The sequence below is a fragment of the Chitinophaga sp. genome (assembly GCF_035538455.1).
In the GTDB taxonomy this organism is placed as follows: domain Bacteria; phylum Bacteroidota; class Bacteroidia; order Chitinophagales; family Chitinophagaceae; genus Chitinophaga.
The window spans coordinates 7128-28595 of the sequence record NZ_DATLKJ010000069.1 but is presented as its reverse complement, the minus strand read 5'-3'; the positions used below and the strand labels follow the sequence as shown (position 1 = coordinate 28595).

At 52.5% G+C, this 21468-nt stretch carries 1 protein-coding gene; it reads right to left on the bottom strand.

Going from position 1 to position 21468, the window contains the following annotated elements:
- Positions 1-28 precede the first annotated feature (28 nt).
- Positions 29-21448: a non-ribosomal peptide synthase/polyketide synthase gene (locus VM802_RS08125; protein WP_325529328.1), complete on the bottom strand. Its 21420-nt coding sequence runs from the start codon at positions 21446-21448 to the stop codon at positions 29-31.
- Between the last annotated feature and the right edge of the window lie 20 nt (positions 21449-21468).

Genomic DNA, 21468 nt, shown 5'->3' with positions numbered 1-21468 from the left:
TGATAACTGTTTGCTTTTCTTATATAGTTTAGATGTTGGTGTTATTTGTGTCGAGTATGGCAGTGATGCTGGCAGCCAGGGTTTCGGCGTTAGCTCCATCTACCATGGTGAGGTGGTCACCTGCTACAGGCATCGTTTGTATGTTGCCGGCAAACGGGCGCCATCCCATGTAGGGGTCTTCCTTCCGGGTCGGATTTTCAGCGGCTTTCATTACTACCAGAGGCGCATCAATAGTTCCTGTTGCCCTGTAACGTTGATGTGCTATCACATTGCTGAAGGAGAGCGACAATATGCGCAGGAGGAATGGTACCTGCTTACCGTGCAGCCTTTCTGTCACAAAAGCTATCACGAAAGGCATTACTTCTTCCACGGACATGCCGGCGATGGCTGTTTTCAGCTCCTCTGTCCAGGTTGGATAAGGTTCGCTGATCAGCTGATATTGTCCGAAGAAGGCGAGCATGTTGCTGTACATGCTATCGACATTAAATTCATCAGGTGTGGCTGATGCCTGCATATCGAGTGAGAACAGCACCTCTACCCTGTCGCCCGCCGCTTCCAGCTGTCTGGCTACTTCATATGCCGCATGCGCGCCGAATGAATGGCCTGCCAGGCGGTAAGGCCCTTCCGGCTGTATTGCTTTTATCCATTGGATATGCCGGATTGCGATGGCGTTCATATCCTGATCAGGCGTTTCTCCTTCCAGAACGCCCTGCATCTGGAAGCTGTAACAGGCATAGGTATCATCGAATGCGCGACCCAACTCCGTATAAGCATCGCAGAGACCACCGGCTCCCGGCAGCAGGAACAGCGGCTTACCGTTGTTACTGCCGTTGAGCAATACTATGTGTCCGTTGCCGGGAAGTTCGTCCTGCACCAGCAGGCGGCCCAGACCATAGCGGCCCGCGCCGGCTTCATCCTGCTGTTTTTCCAGCAATGCTGCCAGTGAGGCAACATCCTGGTGTTTGTATACATCCCTTACGAGCAGTTCCAACCCTAAGTTTGTACGGATCGCTGCAATGAGACGGATAGTGAGCAATGAATGTCCGCCCAGTGCAAAGAAGTTATCGTATATGCCTACCTGTGATATATCGAGCAAATCTGACCAGATCGTTGCCAGTGCGGCTTCTATCCTGGTTCGTGGGGCAACATAAACGGCAGCAGACTGGTTACCGGTTTCTACCTGCAACAAAGCTGTCCTGTTTATTTTTCCATTAGCCGTTACCGGTAGTTTGTCCATTTCTACCAGGAAGGCCGGTATCATATAGTCCGGCAGACGGTTTTTGAGATAAGCGGTAATGGCATTTCTGTCGAATGTGCCGGTGGGTACGATGTAGGCCACCAGTTGTTTGCCTGCGGCCGTATTTTTCACCAGCACAACCGCCTGTGTGATGAGCGTGCTCTGGTGGAGCACAGCTTCAATCTCACCTGGTTCAATGCGGAAGCCGCGGATCTTCACCTGGTCGTCGATGCGGCCCAGGTATTCAATGTTACCATCGGGCAGCCATCTGCCCAGGTCGCCGGTCTTATACATCAGGGTTCCCGGCTGTGTTGCAAACGGGTTGGCAATAAACCGCTCTGCCGTCAGTTCCGGTTTATTATGATACCCCAGCGCAAGGCCGCTGCCACTGAGATACAGCTCTCCCCTTACTCCCACAGGTACCGGCTGTAGCTTCGTATCCAATACATATACCTGCCGGTTGCTCAGCGGTTTGCCTAGTGGCATAGCGCTTCTGAAAGTATCTCCGTAAATGAAATAACTCAGGGAGAAAGTAGTGTTCTCCGTAGGTCCGTAAACGTGTACTACGGAGAGATCCGGGCATGCACGTTTCAGCCTGGACATATGATCCTCCGACATCTTCTCTCCTCCTGTCAATACCGTATTCACCCTTTCAAAGATGGTAGTATCTGTATCTACCAGCTGATTGAACCAGGCAGTGGTAATAAACCAGAGAGATATACGCTCCTGCCTGTTGATCTCCTGTTTCAGCAAAGTATTATCCAGCATGGCTTTTTCATCACACAATACCAGCAGGCCGCCATTCAGCAATGCGCCCCAGTATTCAAAGGTGGTGGCATCAAAGGAAGGCGATGCAGTAGAGAGGATCACCGATGTATGATCGAAGGACGCATAGTTGGTATCCTTCACCAGGCTCACAATATTGCTGTGCGTTACCATCACGCCTTTAGGCTTACCGGTAGAACCAGACGTGTACATGATATAGGCCAGATCATCAGGCTGTACAGATACGGCAACGGATGATACATGGGGCGCCGCAAATACTTCTCCCATAGCATCCAGCAGTATCAGCTCTTCATTATACCATTCCGCGGGCAGCTGATCCATCAGCGTGCTGGTAGTTACCAGCAGTGAAGCGTTGATGTCGTTCAGCATGTAACTGATACGTTCAGCCGGATAGGTGGGGTCTACCGGAACGTAGGCGCCGCCGGCTTTCATAATGCCAAGGATACCTACCATCATTTCAGGCGAACGCTCTGTACAAAGCGGTACCAGCGAGCCTTTCGTGACGCCTTTGTTGTGCAGGTACCCCGCCAGTTTTTCGGAACGTTCATCCAGTGCTTTATAGGAAAGTGATCTGTTGTTGAACACCAACGCTGTAGCATCCGGCGTAGCGGCGGCCTGTTGTCTGAACAGTGAAACAACAGTGGCTTCCTGCGGCCATGTGGTGGCATTATCATTAAAACTGCTGATCAGCTTCTGTTTCTCCTCCTGTCCGATGATCGGCAATAAACCCACAGCCGTATTGGCATCGTTCACAATGGCGCGGAGCAATTGTTTGAAGTGGGAGAGCATTCTTCCGATAGTACTTTCTGTAAACAGGTCTGCTGCATATTCCACGCTGCCTGCAAGGCCCTGCGGTGTTTCGCCGATGGTAAGGGAAAGATCCCATTTGGCAGTGGTGTGCACCGTGCGCTCTGCGCTTATTTCCAGTCCGCCGAAGTCTGACTCATCGTCGGCTCCTGGTACGTTCTGTACGGTGAACATTACCTGGAACAAAGGGCTGCGGCTCATATCCCTGTCTTTCACCACAGCTTCCACGATCCTTTCAAAGGGCACATCCTGGTGCTCATAGGCATCCAGTGTTGTTTGTTTGACCTGTTGGAGGAGGGAAAGGAAAGACTGACTGTTGTTGATGTTATTGCGGAGAACGAGGGTGTTGATGAAGAAGCCCACGAGGTTTTCCATTTCCTGGTGCGTTCTTCCGGCCACCGGCGTACCTATGCAGATGTCGTCCTGGCCGCTGTAGCGGTACAGTAATACATTGAAGGCTGTCAGCATCGTCATGAACAGGGTGGTTCCCTCCTGCCTGTTCAGTGCCAGTATCCCGGCTGTGAGCTGGCTGTCCAGGCTGAATGACAATACGGCGCCACGGGTAGACTGCATAGCGGGGCGTATGTAATCTACCGGCAGATCCAGCGGTACTGTATCAGCCAGTGTGTTCTTCCACCAGGCGAGCTTGTTGTCGAGTAATGCACCCGACAGATAAGCGCGCTGCCACATTGCATAATCTGCGTACTGAATGGGGAGGATGGGCAGCTGTGGCTGCATGCCCGCAGCATAGGCGCTGTACAGCGCCGTGAACTCCTGCACAATGATGCCTGTGGACCAGCCATCAGCGGCGATGTGGTGCAGGGTTACCACCAGGATATGTTCTGCGGCATCCAGTGCGATGAGGTGCACACGGAGCATATCGTCTGTCGACAGATCGAACGGTTGTTGCACCAGTGCAGTTATATAGTCCTGCAATGCAGCATTGCTTTCTCTCAGTGATTCGTCTGTGATGATATGCAACTGCCAGCGTTCGCCGTCTTTTATGCGTTGATAAGGGCGGCCGTTATGTTGCAGGATCACAGTACGCAATACCTCATGCCTTGCCACGATGGTTTGCAGTGCATACAGCAGGGCAGCCTGGTTGAGCGTTCCCTTCAACCGGAGTACAGAAGGCAGGTGGTAGTGGGTGGTACCTTCCAGCTGGTCAATGAACCACAAACGTTCCTGGCTATACGAAAGCGGGATGTAATCGGGGCGCTGCTGCGGCACTAATGCCGGTGCAGCGGCTATGGTGCGGTGACGTTCCAGCTGCATGGCCAGGGTGGCAATGGTCGGATAACGGAACACATCACGTATAGCCGTTTCCGTTCCCAGCTCTTTCCTGATGGCGGCAACGAGCCGTACTGCCAGCAATGAGTGACCTCCCAAAGCGAAGAAATCGTCGTGTATACCCGCCCGCTGTACCTTCAGCAGTGAGCTGAAAATATCTGCCAGCACTTGTTCTGTTGCATTGCGCGGCGCTACATATTCAGCGTTCAGCAGTGTATCAGCATCCGGCTCCGGCAAGGCTTTCCTATTTACCTTCCCGTTATTGGTAAGCGGTAATGCTTCCAGCGTAACGATCATGGCCGGCACCATATACTCCGGCAGGCGGCTTTGGAGGTGCGCAATAACCGTCTCTCTACTGAAAGCAGCATCCGGCACGATATAAGCTATCAGCCTGTTGCTGCCGTTGTTGTCGGCACGGCCCACTACCACTGCCTGTTTCACTTCCGGAGACTGCAGCAGCACACTTTCTATTTCTCCGAGTTCAATACGGTAGCCACGGATCTTCACCTGATCATCCGCGCGGCCCAGGCATTCTACGTCTCCGTTGGGCAGCCATCTTCCGAGGTCACCGGTAAAGTACAGGCGTTCGTTTTCGCGGAATGGATGTGCAATAAATTTCTCAGCGGTCAGTTCCGGTCTGTTGTGATAACCACGGGCCAGCTGTACACCAGTGATACACAGTTCTCCTGCAACGCCGATCGGTGCAGGCTGTCCGTTTTTATCGAGAATATAAATGCCGGTGTTGGCCAGCGGCCTGCCTATTGTAATTTTTTCGCGCAGCTGCAATTCTTTAACAGTGGCCCATATGGTAGCTTCGGTGGGACCGTAGACGTTCCATACTTTGCGGTCGCTGAGCTGTACGAGTTTATTTTTCAGTTCCGGTTTAATGGCTTCACCACCGGTTAAGATGATGACCTCCTCTGTATTCTGCCAGCCCGCATCGGTGAGCATCTGCCAGGTGGCGGGCGTAGCCTGCATATACGAGGGTTGCAGCAATGCCAGTTGCTCTTTCAGCAGGAAGGCGTCTGCGGCGGCTTCACGGGAAGCGATCATTACCCTGCCTCCGGAGAGGAGCGGCAGGAAAAGTTCGAGGTAAGCAATATCAAAGCAGAAAGTAGTAACCGCGAGTAATGAGCAGGCAGCATCTGTTCCCAGTATATCTTTCATTGACAACAGGAAATTGGACAAAGAGCGATGTTCTATCATTACGCCCTTGGGCAATCCGGTAGAGCCAGAGGTATAAATCACATAAGCCAGGTGATGCGGTTGCGGCGTTGCTAACGGAGACGACGCTACGATGCCTGTTACCTCCTCCAGGATGATGAGCTGCTCCACTCCTGCCAACAGGTGCGCACAACGCTGTTCTGTGACAGCGATTGTACCGCCTGCATCCGTCAGCATATAACGGATACGTTCTTCCGGATATGCCGGATCAACTGGTACAAAAGCACCTCCTGCCCTGAGTACCGCGAGTATGGCTACTACCATGTCAGCCGATCTTTCGAGGCATACCGGTACCAGTGTATCTTCTTTTACACCGGCCGCGATCAGATGATGGGCCAGGCGGGCTGATTCCCTGTTGAGCTCTTCATACGTCAGTGATCTGCCGTTGGATGTTACTGCAGTGACATGCGGCGTACGTTTTGCCTGTGCTTCGAACAGGGCCACAAATGTTTCCTCCGTATAGCCGGCCGCGTTATCTGTGAAAGCATCCAGCAAGGCTGTTTCGGCGTCAGGTAACAACCGTAATGTACCAATTGCCTGCTGCGGATCAGCGATAACGGATTGTACCAGTTCTTTGAAATGCGCTATCAGCCTGTGAATGGTGGCTTCGGTAAAGAGATCGGTGCAGTAAGCCACAGAGCCATGCAGCCCTGTTGCGCTCTCCTGCAATGAGATGGTGAGATCGAAGGTAGCGGCCGTATTTTCCGTACCTGCGGGCAGCAGCTCTACATTTCCCAGCGTCATATCCGGCGTGTCCGGCGCGTTTTCCAGGGAGAACATCACCTGGAATAACGGGCTCCTCTCGAGTGTACGCTCGGTGACCACGGCGTCTACTATTTTTTCGAAGGGCACGTCCTGGTGTTCAAAGGCGCCCAGTGTAGTTTGTCTTACCTGTTGCAGGAAGGTTGCGAAAGACGGGTTCCCGCCAAGGTCGCTGCGCAACGCGAGTGTATTGATGAAGAAGCCGATCAGGTTCTCTACCTCCTGCTGTGTACGCCCTGCTACCGGCGTACCTACGCAGATGTCGTCCTGGCCGCTGTAGCGGTACAACAATACCTTGAAGGCAGCCAGCAATGTCATGAAGAAGGTTACGCCCTGTTGCCGTGAAAGTTCCTGTAACTGTTCGCAGGTATTACGGTCAAGGCTGAACGTAGTACTTGCGCCCTGCTGACTCTGGACGGCTGGTCTTGGGAAATCAACCGGCAGGTTCAGTGCTGAAGTGCCGGTCAGCTTATTTTTCCAGTAATCCAGCTTTTCTTCCAGTACGGCACCGCTGAGATAGTTGCGCTGCCAGATAGCGTAATCAGCATATTGTATTTCCAGCGCCGGCAACAGCACGGGTTGTTGAAGCGTGTATGCATTGTAAAGTGTAACCAGTTCACGAACGATGATACCGGTAGACCAGCCATCGGAAGCGATATGGTGAAGTGTGGCCACCAGCATATATTCACTGGCATCCAGCAGGATCAGTTCCGCACGGAGCTTATAGTCAGCAGCCATGTTGAATGGCGCGTCCACCAGGCGGTGTACATATGCTTCCAGTGCTGTTTTGTCTGCACGCAATTGCGGGTTGTCTGTCACCGTCAGTTTCCAGCCTCCGGGCTGCATGATACGCTGATAAGGCACGCCATCCTCCTGCTCTATTATGGTGCGCAGTATTTCATGGCGGTCCACGATGGTCTGCATGGCGCGTTCAAAGGCCTGCATATCGAGATCGCCCTTCAGCCGCAGCACACGCGGCACATGGTAATGTACGCTGCCTTCCAGCTGGTCAATGAACCACAGCCGTTCCTGGCTATAGGAAAGCGGGATATGCGCAGGACGTACTGCACGCACCAGCGCCGGAGCAGCAGGCATCATGCGTTGCGAGAGCCGGGTAGCCAATGCGGCTACCGTAGGGTGATCAAATATATCGCCGATGGAGACTTCCGTGCCCAATTGCTTGCGGATGGCGGAGATTACACGGATCGCCAGCAGGGAGTGACCTCCCAGCGCAAAGAAATCGTCGTGTATGCCTACCTGTTCTACTTCCAGCAGTGCGGCCCAGATCTCTGCCAGGCGTTCTTCCACCGGTGTGGACGGAGCGGTATAACCGGCAGTTGCGGTAGCTGACGCATCCGGGTCCGGGAGGGCTTTCCGGTTTATTTTACCATTGGGCAGCAGTGGGAAATGATCCAGTTCCACGAGGGCAACCGGTATCATGTAATCTGGTAATACAGCCCGCAGATAGTTGAATATTGCCGTCTTATCAAAGTCGCCCGCAGGCACTACATATCCTACCAGCCGTTTATTTCCGCTATGGTCATCACCGGCAATTACCACGCCCTGGCTTACAGCATCACATTTCTCCAGCACCCGGCTGATCTCTCCCGGCTCCACGCGGTAACCGCGGATTTTCACCTGATCATCTACACGGCCCATGAATACGATGTTTCCATCGGGCAGGTATTTCACCAGATCTCCGGTACGGTACAGCAGCGCAGCTGATCCGGCTGTGAACGGGTCGCTGATAAATTTCTCTGCTGTGAGCGCGGAGTTGTTGAGGTAACCCGTTGCCAGGCCTTCACCACCGATGTACAGTTCTCCCGGAATACCCGCCGGGCAAAGCTCACCGGCCGGACTTACCACATATACTACAGTATTGGAGAACGGGCGGCCAATGGGAATAACGTCCGTGTATCCGTTACCGTTATTCACCACATGGAGCAGTTTTCCTATCGTCGTTTCTGTTGGGCCATAGTGGTTTACCACCGTACAGCCTTCACCAGACTTCCTGATATTATCTACCACAGCAGCTTCCAGCGCCTCGCCACCGAAGATCAGCAGCTTACGGGGCAGCAGGAGCCGGTCCTGATCCGACAGCGCTTTCCAGTGTGAAGGCACAATTTTAATACAATCGATATGATGCGTTTCGATATATGACAATGCCTGTGCGGCATCATTGACAGCAGCTTTAGAGAAAACGTGCAGTGCCGCGCCGTTGATCAGTGCGGTGAACAGCACGGTATTACCCAGGTCTGTTGCAATGCTTGACAGCAGCCCGAATGTGCTACAGCTATTTACCGGCGTATGCGCTGCCAGGCCTGCGAGATAATCCGCCAGGTTGTGATGCGTTACCATCACCCCTTTGGGGTTACCGGTACTGCCGGAAGTATAGATGATATAAGCCAGGTCTTCAGCTGAAGGCAAATGCTCCGGGCAGCCAGCTGAACGCAGTATCAGATTTTCATCATCTACCAGCACGATGTCCTGCCCGGCTGTAAGCGGCAGTACGGCGGCACTTTCTGAGGATGCCACTACCACTGTTGCCTTCACATCTGCTAACATGTAGCTGATACGATCCGCCGGGAAGTCCGGTTCTATTGGCACATAAGCCGCGCCGGCCTTCAGGATTCCCAGCATACCGGTGATCATGTTCACAGAACGGGGGATACACAGCGGCACCAGCGAGCCAGCTTTCACGCCTTTGCTACGGAGATAATCCGCCAGCTGGTTACTGTCTTCATCCAGTTCTTTATAGGTCAGGTAAGCATCTTCCGTTACAACGGCTCTTGCATCAGGCGTGAGCGCCGCCTGTTCCAGGAACAGGTCCACAAAAGTTTTGTTCCGGTTGTAGGGTACTTCGCTACGGCCAAATGTATGCAGCAGTTGTTGCTGTTCTTTATCATCATAGATCCGCAACTTGTCGATCCCCGTTGACGGCGCTGCTGCGACAGCGTACAAGAGCTGTTCGTAGTGCCGCAGCATATGCAGGATGGTAGCTTCCTTAAACAGATCTGTGCTGTATTCTGCTACCATATTGAAACCGGATTCCGTTTCCTGAATGGAGAACAATAAGTTGAACCTGGATGTATTATGCGGAATATTTTCCGGGAACACGTCAATGCCCGGCATGTCGATTGTGTTGGAACCTGCCTTGTCGGGCATTACAAACATGACGTTGAATAACTGTTTGCGGCCATGTTCCCTGTCTTTCATCACTGCCTCCACTATTTTCTCGAAGGGTACATCCTGGTGCTCGAAAGCCTCCAGGGTAGTTTGTTTCACCTGTTGCAGCAGGTTGATGAAGGCAGGATTATCATCGAGATGATTACGCAGCGTAAGCATATTGATGAAGAAGCCGATCATCCCTTCAATTTCATGATGCTGACGGCCTGCAGAAGATGAGCCCACGACGATGTCTGTCTGACCGCTGTAGCGGTACAACAATACCTTAAAGGCGGCCAGCAGGGTCATATACAATGTAGCGCCTTGCTGCTGGCTCAGTTGGTGTAATTGACCCAGCAGTTGTTTATCAACGGTAACTGTGCTGATACGGCTACCTCTCATACTCTGTATGGCAGGTTGTTTGAAATCAGCAGGCAGGTTGAGCGGGGTGACGTCCTGTAGTTTTTCTTTCCACCAGGACAATTTTGATTCGAGTAGGTCGCCCGACAACCAGGCTCTCTGCCAGATAGCGAAATCAGCGTATTGCAATGGCAGCGGCTCCATCGACGGCTGCTCTCCTGCTGCCAGCGCATTATATGCCTGTACCAGCTCACGCATCAGTATTCCTGATGACAGGCCATCGAAAGCAATATGATGCACTATTACCACGAGCACATGTTCCGCAGCGGAGAATGAAAGCAGGAAAGCCCGCAGTTTGTGATCGTTTGCGAGATCATACGGTTTGCTTACCCAGGCAGCAATCTGTTGCTGCAATGCGGAGGGGTCGTACTTCAGGGTTTCATCTTCCACCATTACCATCTCAAACATATCTTCCGGTAATATTCGCTGGTAGGGCCTTCCATCCTCCTGTCCGATCAACGTTCTCAATACTTCATGCCTGTTGACGGTATACTTAAAGGCAGCATCCAGCGCGGGGATGTTCAGTGTTCCTTTAAGGCGCAGGATAATGGGGATGTGATAATGTACGCTTCCTTCCAGCTGATCCACAAACCAGAGCCGTTCCTGGTTGAATGACAACGGAATATGTTGGGGTCTCTCCTGGCGGCCGATTGTCTGTAACGCCGTGCCGGCAGTTCCGGATTCCTGTATGTGTGCGGCGAGGGAGGCAATAATGGGGTGTGCGAATATGGCTCTCACGGGGAGGACTACACCCAATTGCTTTTTCACCGCAGCCATGAGTCTCATGGCGAGTAACGAGTGGCCGCCCAGTTCAAAGAAATTATCGTATATGCCTACCTGTTGTATTTTCAGGAGTTCCTGCCAGATCTGCGCCAGTGCTTCTTCCGTTGCATTGCGGGGAGCAGTGTATTCGCTGACGAACTGCGATGCATCCGGATCGGGCAGCGCTTTTTTGTCGATCTTGCCATTTGGCGTCAGGGGCAACTGGTCCAGTTCCATCAGTAACGACGGCACCATATATTCCGGCAACCTTTCTTTCAGCCATGCTGTTATTATTGTTTTGTCGACTGCCGTTTCCGGTACGATGTAAGCCGTGAGGCGTAATATTCCCTGCGGGTCATTGGGAGCGGCTTTGGCCAGTACAACCGCCTGCCTGATGGCTTCATGCTGTTGCAATACACTTTCTATCTCACCCAGCTCAATCCTGTATCCGCGGATCTTCACCTGTTCATCAATCCTGCCGAGGTATTCCAGGTTGCCATCCGGCAGCCAGCGGCCAAGGTCTCCGGTTCTGTACATTCTTTCTGTACTGTATGGATCGCTGATGAACTTCTCTGCCGTCAGCTCCGGCCGGTTCAGGTAACCTCTTGCCACGCCTATGCCGGATACGCAGATCTCGCCGGGGACACCTAACGGGCATAATTGCAGGGAACTATCGAATACGTATATACGCAGATTCTGCACGGGCTTACCCAATGGGATATTCGTACAGTCGGGAGCGTTATACATAAAGTAATGACAGATATCGTCTGATGCCTCTGTGGGGCCATAGGCATTCACAACGGGGATGGTTCCGAAGCGCGGATGCGAGAACCACAGCCTGAGCACCTGTTGCGTTACCGCTTCACCGGTTACCAGCAGGTAGCGTAATGCAGGCAGCGAGGCCGGGGTTTCTTCCTGCAACAGCGCTGCCAGGTAAGACGGCACCAGTTCCAGTATTGTTACACGGTCTGCCTCCACCTGGTCAATCAACGCGGCGGGCTGCAATATCAGCTCATCGCTGTAGATGACCGTGGTACCGCCGCAAAGCAATGCGGCGAACAGCTGCCATACGGAAATATCGAAGGTATAGGAAGCCGTGAAGGCGATCACCGTTCCATGATCGAGTTCCAGATCATTGATCTTGGCATAGAGGTGGTTGAGCATGCCGCTGTGTTCTACCATTACGCCTTTGGGCTTGCCGGTAGACCCGGAAGTATAGATTACATATGAAAGATGATGCGGAGCCGGTGTAAATGCTGCAGCAGTACCAGCAGCAGGATGCCCTGACGGGGCTATCACTTCAATATATGCGGAAAGCCGGTTGCGGTTGGCTTCATCGGCCACCGCTATTGCTGCGTTGCAATCCTGTAGTATATATTGTATTCTTTCTCCGGGGTAGGCCGGGTCCAGCGGCACATAGGCTCCACCAGCCTTCATGATGCCAAGGATACCTATCACCATATCAACAGTACGACCGGTGCAAAGCGGTACCAGGGTATCTTCCTGTACACCTTTGGCGCGCAGGGCCAGGGCCAGCGCATCACTGCGTTCTGCCAGTTCCTTATAGGGTATTACCTGATCACCGCATTTCAGCGCAGCAGCACCGGGCTGTTGGGCAGCCTGTTCTTCAAACAGCGCCACCAGCGTCTTATCCGCAGGATATGGCAAGGCGGTGTTGTTGAATTCTTCCAATAATTGCTGCACTGTTGCCGGCGTGACGATTCTCAGCGTATCAACTGCCTGTGAAGGGTTATTGACAACTGACCATAACAGTTGTTCAAAGTTCTCCGCCAGCCGGCGGATGGTATCTTCGTGGAAGAGGTCTGTGCAATATTCCACATAGCCGGAAAGCCCGCGGGAGGTTTCCTGCATGGAGATATTCATGTCAAATCTCGACAGGCTATGATCTGCCGGAGCAGGTTTCAGGCTTACCTCTCCGAGTTGCAGATCCGGGGTATCGGGTATGTTCTGTAATTCGAACATTACCTGGAACAGCGGCGTTCTGCTGATATCGCGTTCTTTCACGACGGCTTCCACTACTTTTTCGAAAGGCACATCCTGGTGCTCATAAGCATGCAGGGTTGTTTCCTTCACTTGCTGCAGCAGCGATGTAAATGAAGCGGGGCCGTTAACATGGCTGCGCAGGGCCAGTGTATTTACAAAGAAACCGATCAGTCCTTCTGTTTCCTGTTGTGTTCTGCCGGCGATAGAGCTGCCTATACAGATATCCTGCTGGCCACTGTAGCGGTACAGCAATACTTTGAAAGCTGCCAGCAGTGTCATAAACAATGTGGTTCCCTCTTGCTGCCCCAGTGTATGCAGTTTGTCGAGCAACGCTTCGTTCATCCGGAAGCTGAACACGGCGCCGCGTGTGCTCTGTACGGCAGGGCGTGGATAGTCGGCCGGCATGTTCAGTGCGGTAACACCTTGCAGTTTGTCTTTCCAGTAAGCGATCTTATCTTCCAGCACCTTACCAGACAGGTAACTGCGCTGCCAGATAGCGTAATCTGCATACTGTATATCCAGCGGTGACAGATCCGCCGTGACACCAGGCTGGTAAGCATTATAGAGGGTCAGCAGCTCACGTACCAGGATGCCGGACGACCAGCCATCGGAGGCAATATGATGCAATACTGCCACCAGTATATAATTGTTTTTGCCGATGGTCAGCAGATGTACCCGCAGCATGTGATCACGGGTAAGATCAAACGGTTCGTTGAGCAGCTGATGGATATGCTGTTTCAGTGCCGTTTTATCAGTAAGATATTCCGGATGTTCTGAGACCTGCATGCGCCATTGTCCGGATGGCAGTACCTGCTGGTACGCCTCTCCTTCTTCCGGCCTGATGACGGTGCGCAGTGACTCATGGCGGTTCACGATGGTCTGCAATGCATGTGACAAGGCAGTAACGTTGAGCGTACCTTCCAGGAATAATACTGTTGGGATATGATAATGGGTGCTACCTTCCAGCTGATCGATGAACCACAGACGTTCCTGGCTATACGAAAGCGGGATGTTGGCGGGCCGCTCTTTGCGTACTAACGGCGGAATGCTGCCGGGCGCTGATTTACCGGCCAGTTGCTGCGCGAGTGAGAAGACAGTGGGGTGATCGAATACATCGCCGATGGTTACTTCTACGCCGAGCTGCTTCCTTGTGGCGGAGATGACACGTATCGCCAGCAGGGAGTCGCCACCAAGCGCGAAGAAGTCGTCGTGCCTGCCTATTTGTTCCACATCCAGGAGCTGGGACCAGATGGCGGCCAGTTGTTTTTCCAGCAGTGTCTGGGGTTCCGTATATCCTTCCACGTTAGTAACTACCGGTTCAGGGTCCGGCAGTGCTTTCCGGTCGATCTTACCATTCGGCAGCATCGGGAAGCGCTCCACCGTTACCAGTAGTGCCGGTACCATGTAATCCGGCAGTTGTGATTCCAGGTAAGTAATGACGTGGTCTCTGTCGTATGATTGCTCCGGTACGATATAACCGATCAGCCGCTTATTACCGTTACTATCTTCTCTTGCTACTACAATGGCCTGGCTCACATCGGGATGAGCAGCCAGTACGCGGCTGATCTCACCTGGTTCTACGCGATAACCGCGGATCTTCACCTGGTCGTCCACACGGCCCATGAACACGATGTTGCCGTCAGACAGATACCTCACCAGGTCGCCGGTGCGGTAAAGTCTTGCGGACGCCGCTCCTGAGAACCTGTCGGCAATGAATTTGCTGTCAGTTAATGCAGTATTGTTCAGGTAACCGGCTGCAACACCGTCTCCTCCGATATATAATTCTCCGGGCACCCCTACCGGGCATTGCCGGCCTTCTTCATTCAGCACATATACACGGGTATTGGAGAATGGTTTCCCTATGGGTATAACGCGATCGTATACACGCTGCGGGTCAACGATGTGCAGCAGTTTTCCTATCGTCGTTTCCGTCGGGCCATAGTGATTAATAACGGTACATACGGTATCCGTTTCACGGATATTATTTACTACAGCGGCTTCCAGGGCTTCGCCGCCAAAGATGAGCAGCTTGCGGGGCAGTAACAGCTTTCCTGGTTCAGACAATGCTTTCCAGTGAGACGGCACGATCTTGATACAGTCTATCTCATTCTTCTCAAAATAAGTATACATCGCCTCTGCATCATTGATGGCATTTTTGGAGAAAAGATGCAGTGTACTTCCCTGGGCCAGCGCACCGTATAACACGGTATTTCCCAGGTCGGTGGCGATGCTGGATACGAGGCCGAAGGAAAGGCAGCCGGCAACAGGCGTGTTCGCCTTCAGTCCGGCCAGGTAATCGGCGAGGTTGCCGTGCGTGATGATTACTCCTTTGGGCGTGCCGGTACTGCCGGACGTATAGATCACGTATAACGGTTCTTCCTGCAAGGGTTTACGGGATGGCGGCACTGCCGGATAATTGCTTATCGCCTTATCATCATCCAGCAGTAATACTTTTACATTTTTATCAACCGGTAATACTGCTTTGACAGCAGCAGTGCACACCATTATTTCCGCACGTGTATCTTCCAGCATATATTTTATGCGCTCTGCGGGGAAATCGGGTTCCATGGGCACATACGCGCCACCGGCTTTCAGGATGCCCAGTATGCCGGTGATCATTTCCGGCGAACGTTCTGTACAAAGCGGTACCCATGTTCCGGTTGTAACGCCCCTGGCCTGTAAGGCATGCGCCACGCGGTTGGCCTGATCATTCAGTTCACGGTAGGATAGCTGTCTGTTTTCGAATACGATTGCGGGGGCGTCTGGCGTAAGTACAGCCTGTGCTTCAAAGAGATGAATGAAAGACTGGTCACGGGGATAAGTGATGTTGCAGTTGTTGAATGTAACCTCCAGCTCGTCGTGTTCTGCTGGCGTAAGCAGATCAATATCCCCGATGATACCAGTGCTTTGGTGGATGATATTGGACACTACCTGTCCAAAATGCTGTGCGATTCTTTCGATATACGAGGTAGCGGGTAAAGTGCTGTTGTAGGTGAAGATGAAGGTAGTTTCCTGGTGGATGCCCATGATGATGGTGAGCGGGTAGTTGGTATGCGGATGTGTTTCCACTCCACTTACCTGCAGGCTCCACTCCTGCGCATCCACGACCCTGTCTATCGGGTAATTCTGGAAAGTAATAGTGCTGTCAAACAGCTCGCCTTCTATATTGGTCCAGCGCTGTATTTCGTTGAGGCCGGTGTATTGATATTCGCGGTTCTGTAGTTGGTTATTCTGTAACGATTGCAGCCAGGGTATGATCTCCGCGGCGGGATCTATGACCGTGTGCAGCGGCACTGTGTTGATAAAGAGACCCACCTTTTTCTCCATGCCGGCCAGGTCTTCCGGGCGGCCGGAAACAGTGACACCATAAGCCACTTCCCTGCGGCCGGAATAGCGGTATAACAGGTACGCCCACACGCCCTGCATCAGGGTATTCTGTGTGAGGTGATGGCGTTGGGCAAAACGGGTAAGCAGTGCGGTGGTAGCAGCATCCAGCTTATGTACATATTCCCGGAACTCGCCACCGCCTTTTGTGAGTTTGTCTGTGGCGGTGATGAACGGCAGCAGGCTGCCCTCGGGCAATGTTTGCAGGTAGCTGCGCCAGTATTGTTCTTCTTGTTCCTTATCTCTTCTTTCCAGGTAACGGATATAATCCCCGAAGCGGTCTTCTTCCCCGGCAACCGGTTGTTTGCCTGTTACCAGCCCTTCATAGGTGTGGAGGAGATTTTCTACCATCAGTGGCAGCGACCAGCCATCGAACAGGATGTGATGGGAAGTCCAGAACATCCGGTAGGTGTCTTCGTTTAACCGTAACAGTGATATACGCATCAGTGGCGCTTCTTCGAGATTGAATCTCCGGCGGCCATCTTCCTCCCTGAATACAGCAATCGCTTCTTCCTGTGTGGCCCCCTTCAGGTGACGCAGGTCTATTACATACATGGGCACCTCTACTTCGTTGTATACGCATTGAACCGGGATGGGCAATGCATCGTAATGAAAGGCTGTGCGCAGTACACTGTACTGTTTTGCAATATGATTCCAGCTCTGGCGGAACAGCTCTTCCTGCACGCCTTTCAGGTCGCAGCTGAACTGTTCAACATACGTACCGCCTTCTGTGTCGTAGAGGTTATGGAAGAGCATTCCTTCCTGCAGGCCGCTCAGCCGGTATAGGCTGCTTACCTGTGAGCGCCTGGGCACGCCGTTATAGGCAGCATCCAGGAAAGCGTCCAGTTCTTCGTTGGTTACTTCTGCGCCCAGTCCGTAATCCGACGGTGTGGATACCGGTGTGGCTGCCTGTTCTGCGCAGTGATCTATCAGTTTTTCCAGCTGTGTCATATAGGCATCTGCCAGTTCCGCCACTGTTTCCGGTGCATAGTGTTTGTTACTGTATTCCCATTGTAACATCAGCTCTCCATCCTGTACCATACCGGTCAGGGCAAGTTTATGCCGCATTGGGAAATCTGCACCGGCATCGGTTCCTGAGGATTCTGCAGCCATTCCCAGGAGGCCGTCCTGCTTAACGGTATTGTCTGACTGGCCGAGATAGTTGAAGAGAATATCCCAGGGATCTTTGCCTTGCAGACCTTCTGCACGGTTGATATATTTCAGTACCCCATATCCAAGACCTTTATCCGGCATTCGGCGCAGCTGCTCTTTCACATCCCGGAGCGCATTACCTGGCGTGCTGCCGGCGGCGGTATGCAGTCTTACCGGGTACATGTTGGTGAACCAGCCAATGGTCCGGCTGGTGTCGGTTCCGGGAGCAATGTCTTCGCGGCCATGACCTTCCAGACCGATGATCGCACCCCGGGCATTATTCCACGCTGTAAGTGCGAGGGTTAATGCGCACAACAGTACATCGTTAATAACGGTATGATAGGCACGGGGAGCTTCCTGCAACAGACGTTGCGTCTGCGTTACACCGAGACGGCGGCGATGTGACGCCGTGTCTGATACCGTCAGTGCGCCATCATATGCGATGTCTGTACGCAGCGGGCGGTAGCTGTTGACGGTCTGTTGCCAGTAGTCCAGCTGTGCCTGTACCCTGCGGCGTTGGCCATATTCAGTGAGTGCAGCATACCATTGCCGGTAGGAACTGCTTTTCTTTCCGAGTATGGAAACGGTATCTGATTCCCCGTTGCTCTTCAGCAGCAGCTCCAGGTCTTCCAGCAGGATACGCCAGGAAACACCATCTACTCCCAGGTGATGGATGACGAGCAGGAGCCTGTTTTGTTTATCTGTGTCTGGTGTCAGGAAAAGAACGGGGCGTATCAGTATCCCCTGTTCTATGCGGAGGCTTTGCTGATATTGGTTGGCATACTGCGCGATGGTTTCCGGCAATATTGCCTCCGTGGCGCCGCGGAGATCTGTTATTTCCAATGTTCCTTCCGCATCGCCGTACGACTGGCGCCACCCGTTATTATCCTGGCTATAGGTGAAACGCAGGGCGTCGTGATAATCAACGAGGTGGCGGATAGCGGCAGCTAACGCTGACGGTGTCACGCTTTTATCGATGGCCAGCAGGATGCTCTGGTTAAACGGTATCGTTGCGGCCCCTTTCGTTTCAAAGAACCATTGCTGAATGGGTAACAAGCCGCTGTTGCCGGTAAGCCTACCCTGTTCTGCTGTGCTGACAGCATCCGTGCGGGAAGCCAGTAAGGCTGACAATGCAGCCAGTGTCTGGTGCTGGAAGAGATCGCGGGGTTGCAATTCATAGCCTGCGCGTTTGGCACGGCTTACCACCTGTATCGTAATAATAGAATCGCCACCCAGCTCGAAGAAGTTATCGTATATGCCTATCCGTGATACCCCGAGCAGCTCCTGCCAGATAGAAGCAAGCGTCTCTTCAGTGGTATTGCGGGGCGCTATAAATTCATTGGTGAGCAGCGTGGTGGCATCCGGTTCCGGCAGTGCCTTCCGGTCTACCTTTCCGCTGGTGTTCAGCGGAAATTTGTCCATTGGTATCAGCAGGGCTGGCAGCATGTAATCCGGGAGCTTTTGCCGGAGCCATGCCATGATACCTTCCCTGTCGAATTCGCCGGAGGGCACGATATAGCCCACCAGCCGTTTATGATGCGTATTGTTATGATCTGTTTTTGCCAGCACTACTGCTTCATCTACCAGTGTGCATTGTTGCAACACTGTTTCTATCTCGCCCAGTTCTATACGGAAACCGCGGATCTTCACCTGGTTGTCCATCCTGCCGAGATACTCGATAGTGCCGTCCGGGAGCCATCTTCCCAGGTCGCCGGTCCTGTATAGCCGCGCACCTGGTTGACTGCTGAACGGATCAGTGATAAATTTTTCGGCTGTCAGTCCGGTTTTGTTGAAATAACCACGGGCCAGTCCTGCGCCACCGGCACAGATCTCACCGGCTATTCCAACCGGACAAACATTGCGGTGGCTATCCAATATATATACCTGTACATTGGCCACCGGCCTGCCGATCACCACTGCGCCGTTTTCCAGCAGCGGCTGATCTGTAATGGTTGTATAAACTGTATTCTCCGTAGGTCCGTAAGCGTTAACCATCCTTATTCCTTTCGCCATCACATACTTCGCATCTTCTGCGATCATGGCCTCACCGGCGCAAACGATGGTCTTCACAGGGCCCAGCACATCCTTCACCATATGCAGGTAAGAAGGCGGCAGGTAAAGGATCTCCACGCCGTATCTGTCTGTCAGCGCAGCAAAACCAGCAGCAGACAGTAAATCATCTTTACGGGGCAGCACCAGTGTACCGCCGCTCAACAGGGTATTGAATATTTCTGCGCAGGAAACGTCGAAACTCAGGGATGCAAATTGTAATGCGCGCATACCGGGCTTCAGTTGCAGCGCAATACGCTGCCCCTGTACGAGGTTTACCAGACTGCGGTGGGCTACCATTACTCCTTTTGGCTGACCGGTAGATCCGGAAGTATAGATCACGTAGGCCAGCTGGTCAGGCTGAACAACGATCCCGGGCGATACCACCGGCATGGCGTTGACCTCCGGCGCATCATCCAGGGTGATCACCTCCACTGTTGAAGTTGCGGTCAGCTTATCTTTACAAGTCCGGCTGCTGATCACCAGTGAGGCCTGCGTATCTTGCAGGATGTAACTGATACGTTCCGCAGGATATTCAGGATCTACCGGCACATAGGCAGCACCGGCTTTCAGGATACCCCAGATGGCTATTATCATTTCCAGCGAACGTTCCATGCACAGGGGTATCAGCGTTTCTGCGCCTGTTCCTTTGCTTTGCAGGAAATGTGCCAGCTGATTGGACTTATCCTGCAGGTCACGGTACGTAAGATGTGTACCCTCCAGGAGCAGCGCTACTTCATCCGGCGTCCGTGCTGCCTGCGCATCAAACAGATCTGGTGCGGTGTGCCCCTGGGGGAAGTCAGCAGCAGTATGATTGAAATCATGAATCAGTTGCAGTTTTTCATCTTCCGTTAACATCTCCAGCGTGCTGATATGCGCAGCAGGCGTTATCGTCACCGCCGATAGCAACTGCTCAAAATGTGTTATCATCCTGTCGATGGTAGCGGCGCTGAAAAGATCAGCACACCAGGAAACAGAACCTGTCAATTCCCCTTTCTGTTCTTCTATGGAAAACATCAGGTCGAACATGGTGGTGGAACTGGCGATACCTTCCTGGGTAAAAGAAACGGCATGCAGGCTCAGCTCTGGTTCTGCAGGCATGTTCTGCATCATGAACATCACCTGGAACAGCGGGTTGCGGCTCAGATCACGTTGCTTCACTACTGCCTCTACAATACGTTCAAACGGTACTTCCTGGTGATCATAGGCATTGAGGGTTGTTTCCTTCACCTGCTGTAACAACTGTATAAATGCAGGATCTCCGCTGAGATCATTACGGAGTACGAGCGTATTTACGAAGAAGCCGATCAGTCCTTCCAGCTCCTGCCTGTTTCTTCCCGCAGCGGGCGTACCTACGCTGATATCTTCCTGGTTGCTGTAACGATATAACAGCACATTAAAAACCGCCAGCAGCGTCATGTACAGGGTTGTATCCTGCTGCCTTGACAATGCCTGCAATTTTGCTGTCAGTTCTTTACCTATATTGAAAGCACGCGCCGCACCGCGGGTACTTTGCACCGCAGGCCTGGGATAATCAAGCGGGAGGTTCAACGCATCTACGCCGGTTAACTTCTTCTTCCAATAACCGATCTGCTGCCGTAGTACATCGCCTGAAAGATAATCGCGTTGCCAGGTGGCATAATCAGCGTATTGCAGCTGCAACTGCGGTAATTGCGGTGCACGTTCTTCTGTAAAGGCCGTGTACAATTCCACCAGCTCGTTAACGACAATGCCGGTAGACCAGCCATCGGAGGCGATATGATGCACTGTCACCACCAATACATGCTCGTTGTTATGTTGGGTGATCAGGTGTGCACGCATCATGTGATCAGCAGCGAGGTCAAAGGGTGCAGCGATGAGTGCTTTGATGCGTGAATGCAGCGCTGCCATATCTTCTTTATACAGCGCTTCATCGATGTATTCCAGTTGCCACTGGTCTTTATCCAGTATGCGCTGGGAGGGTTTCCCATTATCTTCTTCGATTACGGTACGCAGCACCTCATGCCTGTTCACCATCTGTTGCAAGGCAAATACCAGTGCCTGCGTACTCAGTTCTCCCTTAATTCTCAATATAACAGGCAGGTGATACTGGACGCTTCCCTCCAGTTTATCAATGAACCACAAACGTTCCTGGCTATATGAAAGCGGGATGCGAACAGACGGATCGCGCCTGGCAATACTGATCTCACTGGCTTCTGCCATTTCCAGTGTACCCTGCTGGCGTCTTTTAAAATATTCTATCAGGTATTCCTTGTTGCTCTTCAGTTCAGCAAGGAAGGTAGTATCGATAACTTTCTCTTTTCGGGCCTGTACAATCAGTTCATTGTCATCGAATGATATATGGATGCCTTTATCATTCGCTTTTTCCAGGAGATTTACGATATCGATAAGATTAAAGCCTGTCATGTCTGCTGATTTAAGTATGA

What these genes read in the sequence shown, in the direction of transcription:
- VM802_RS08125 (WP_325529328.1), bottom strand. Translation starts at nt 21,448, where the DNA reads ATGACAGGCTTTAATCTTATCGATATCGTAAATCTCCTGGAAAAAGCG.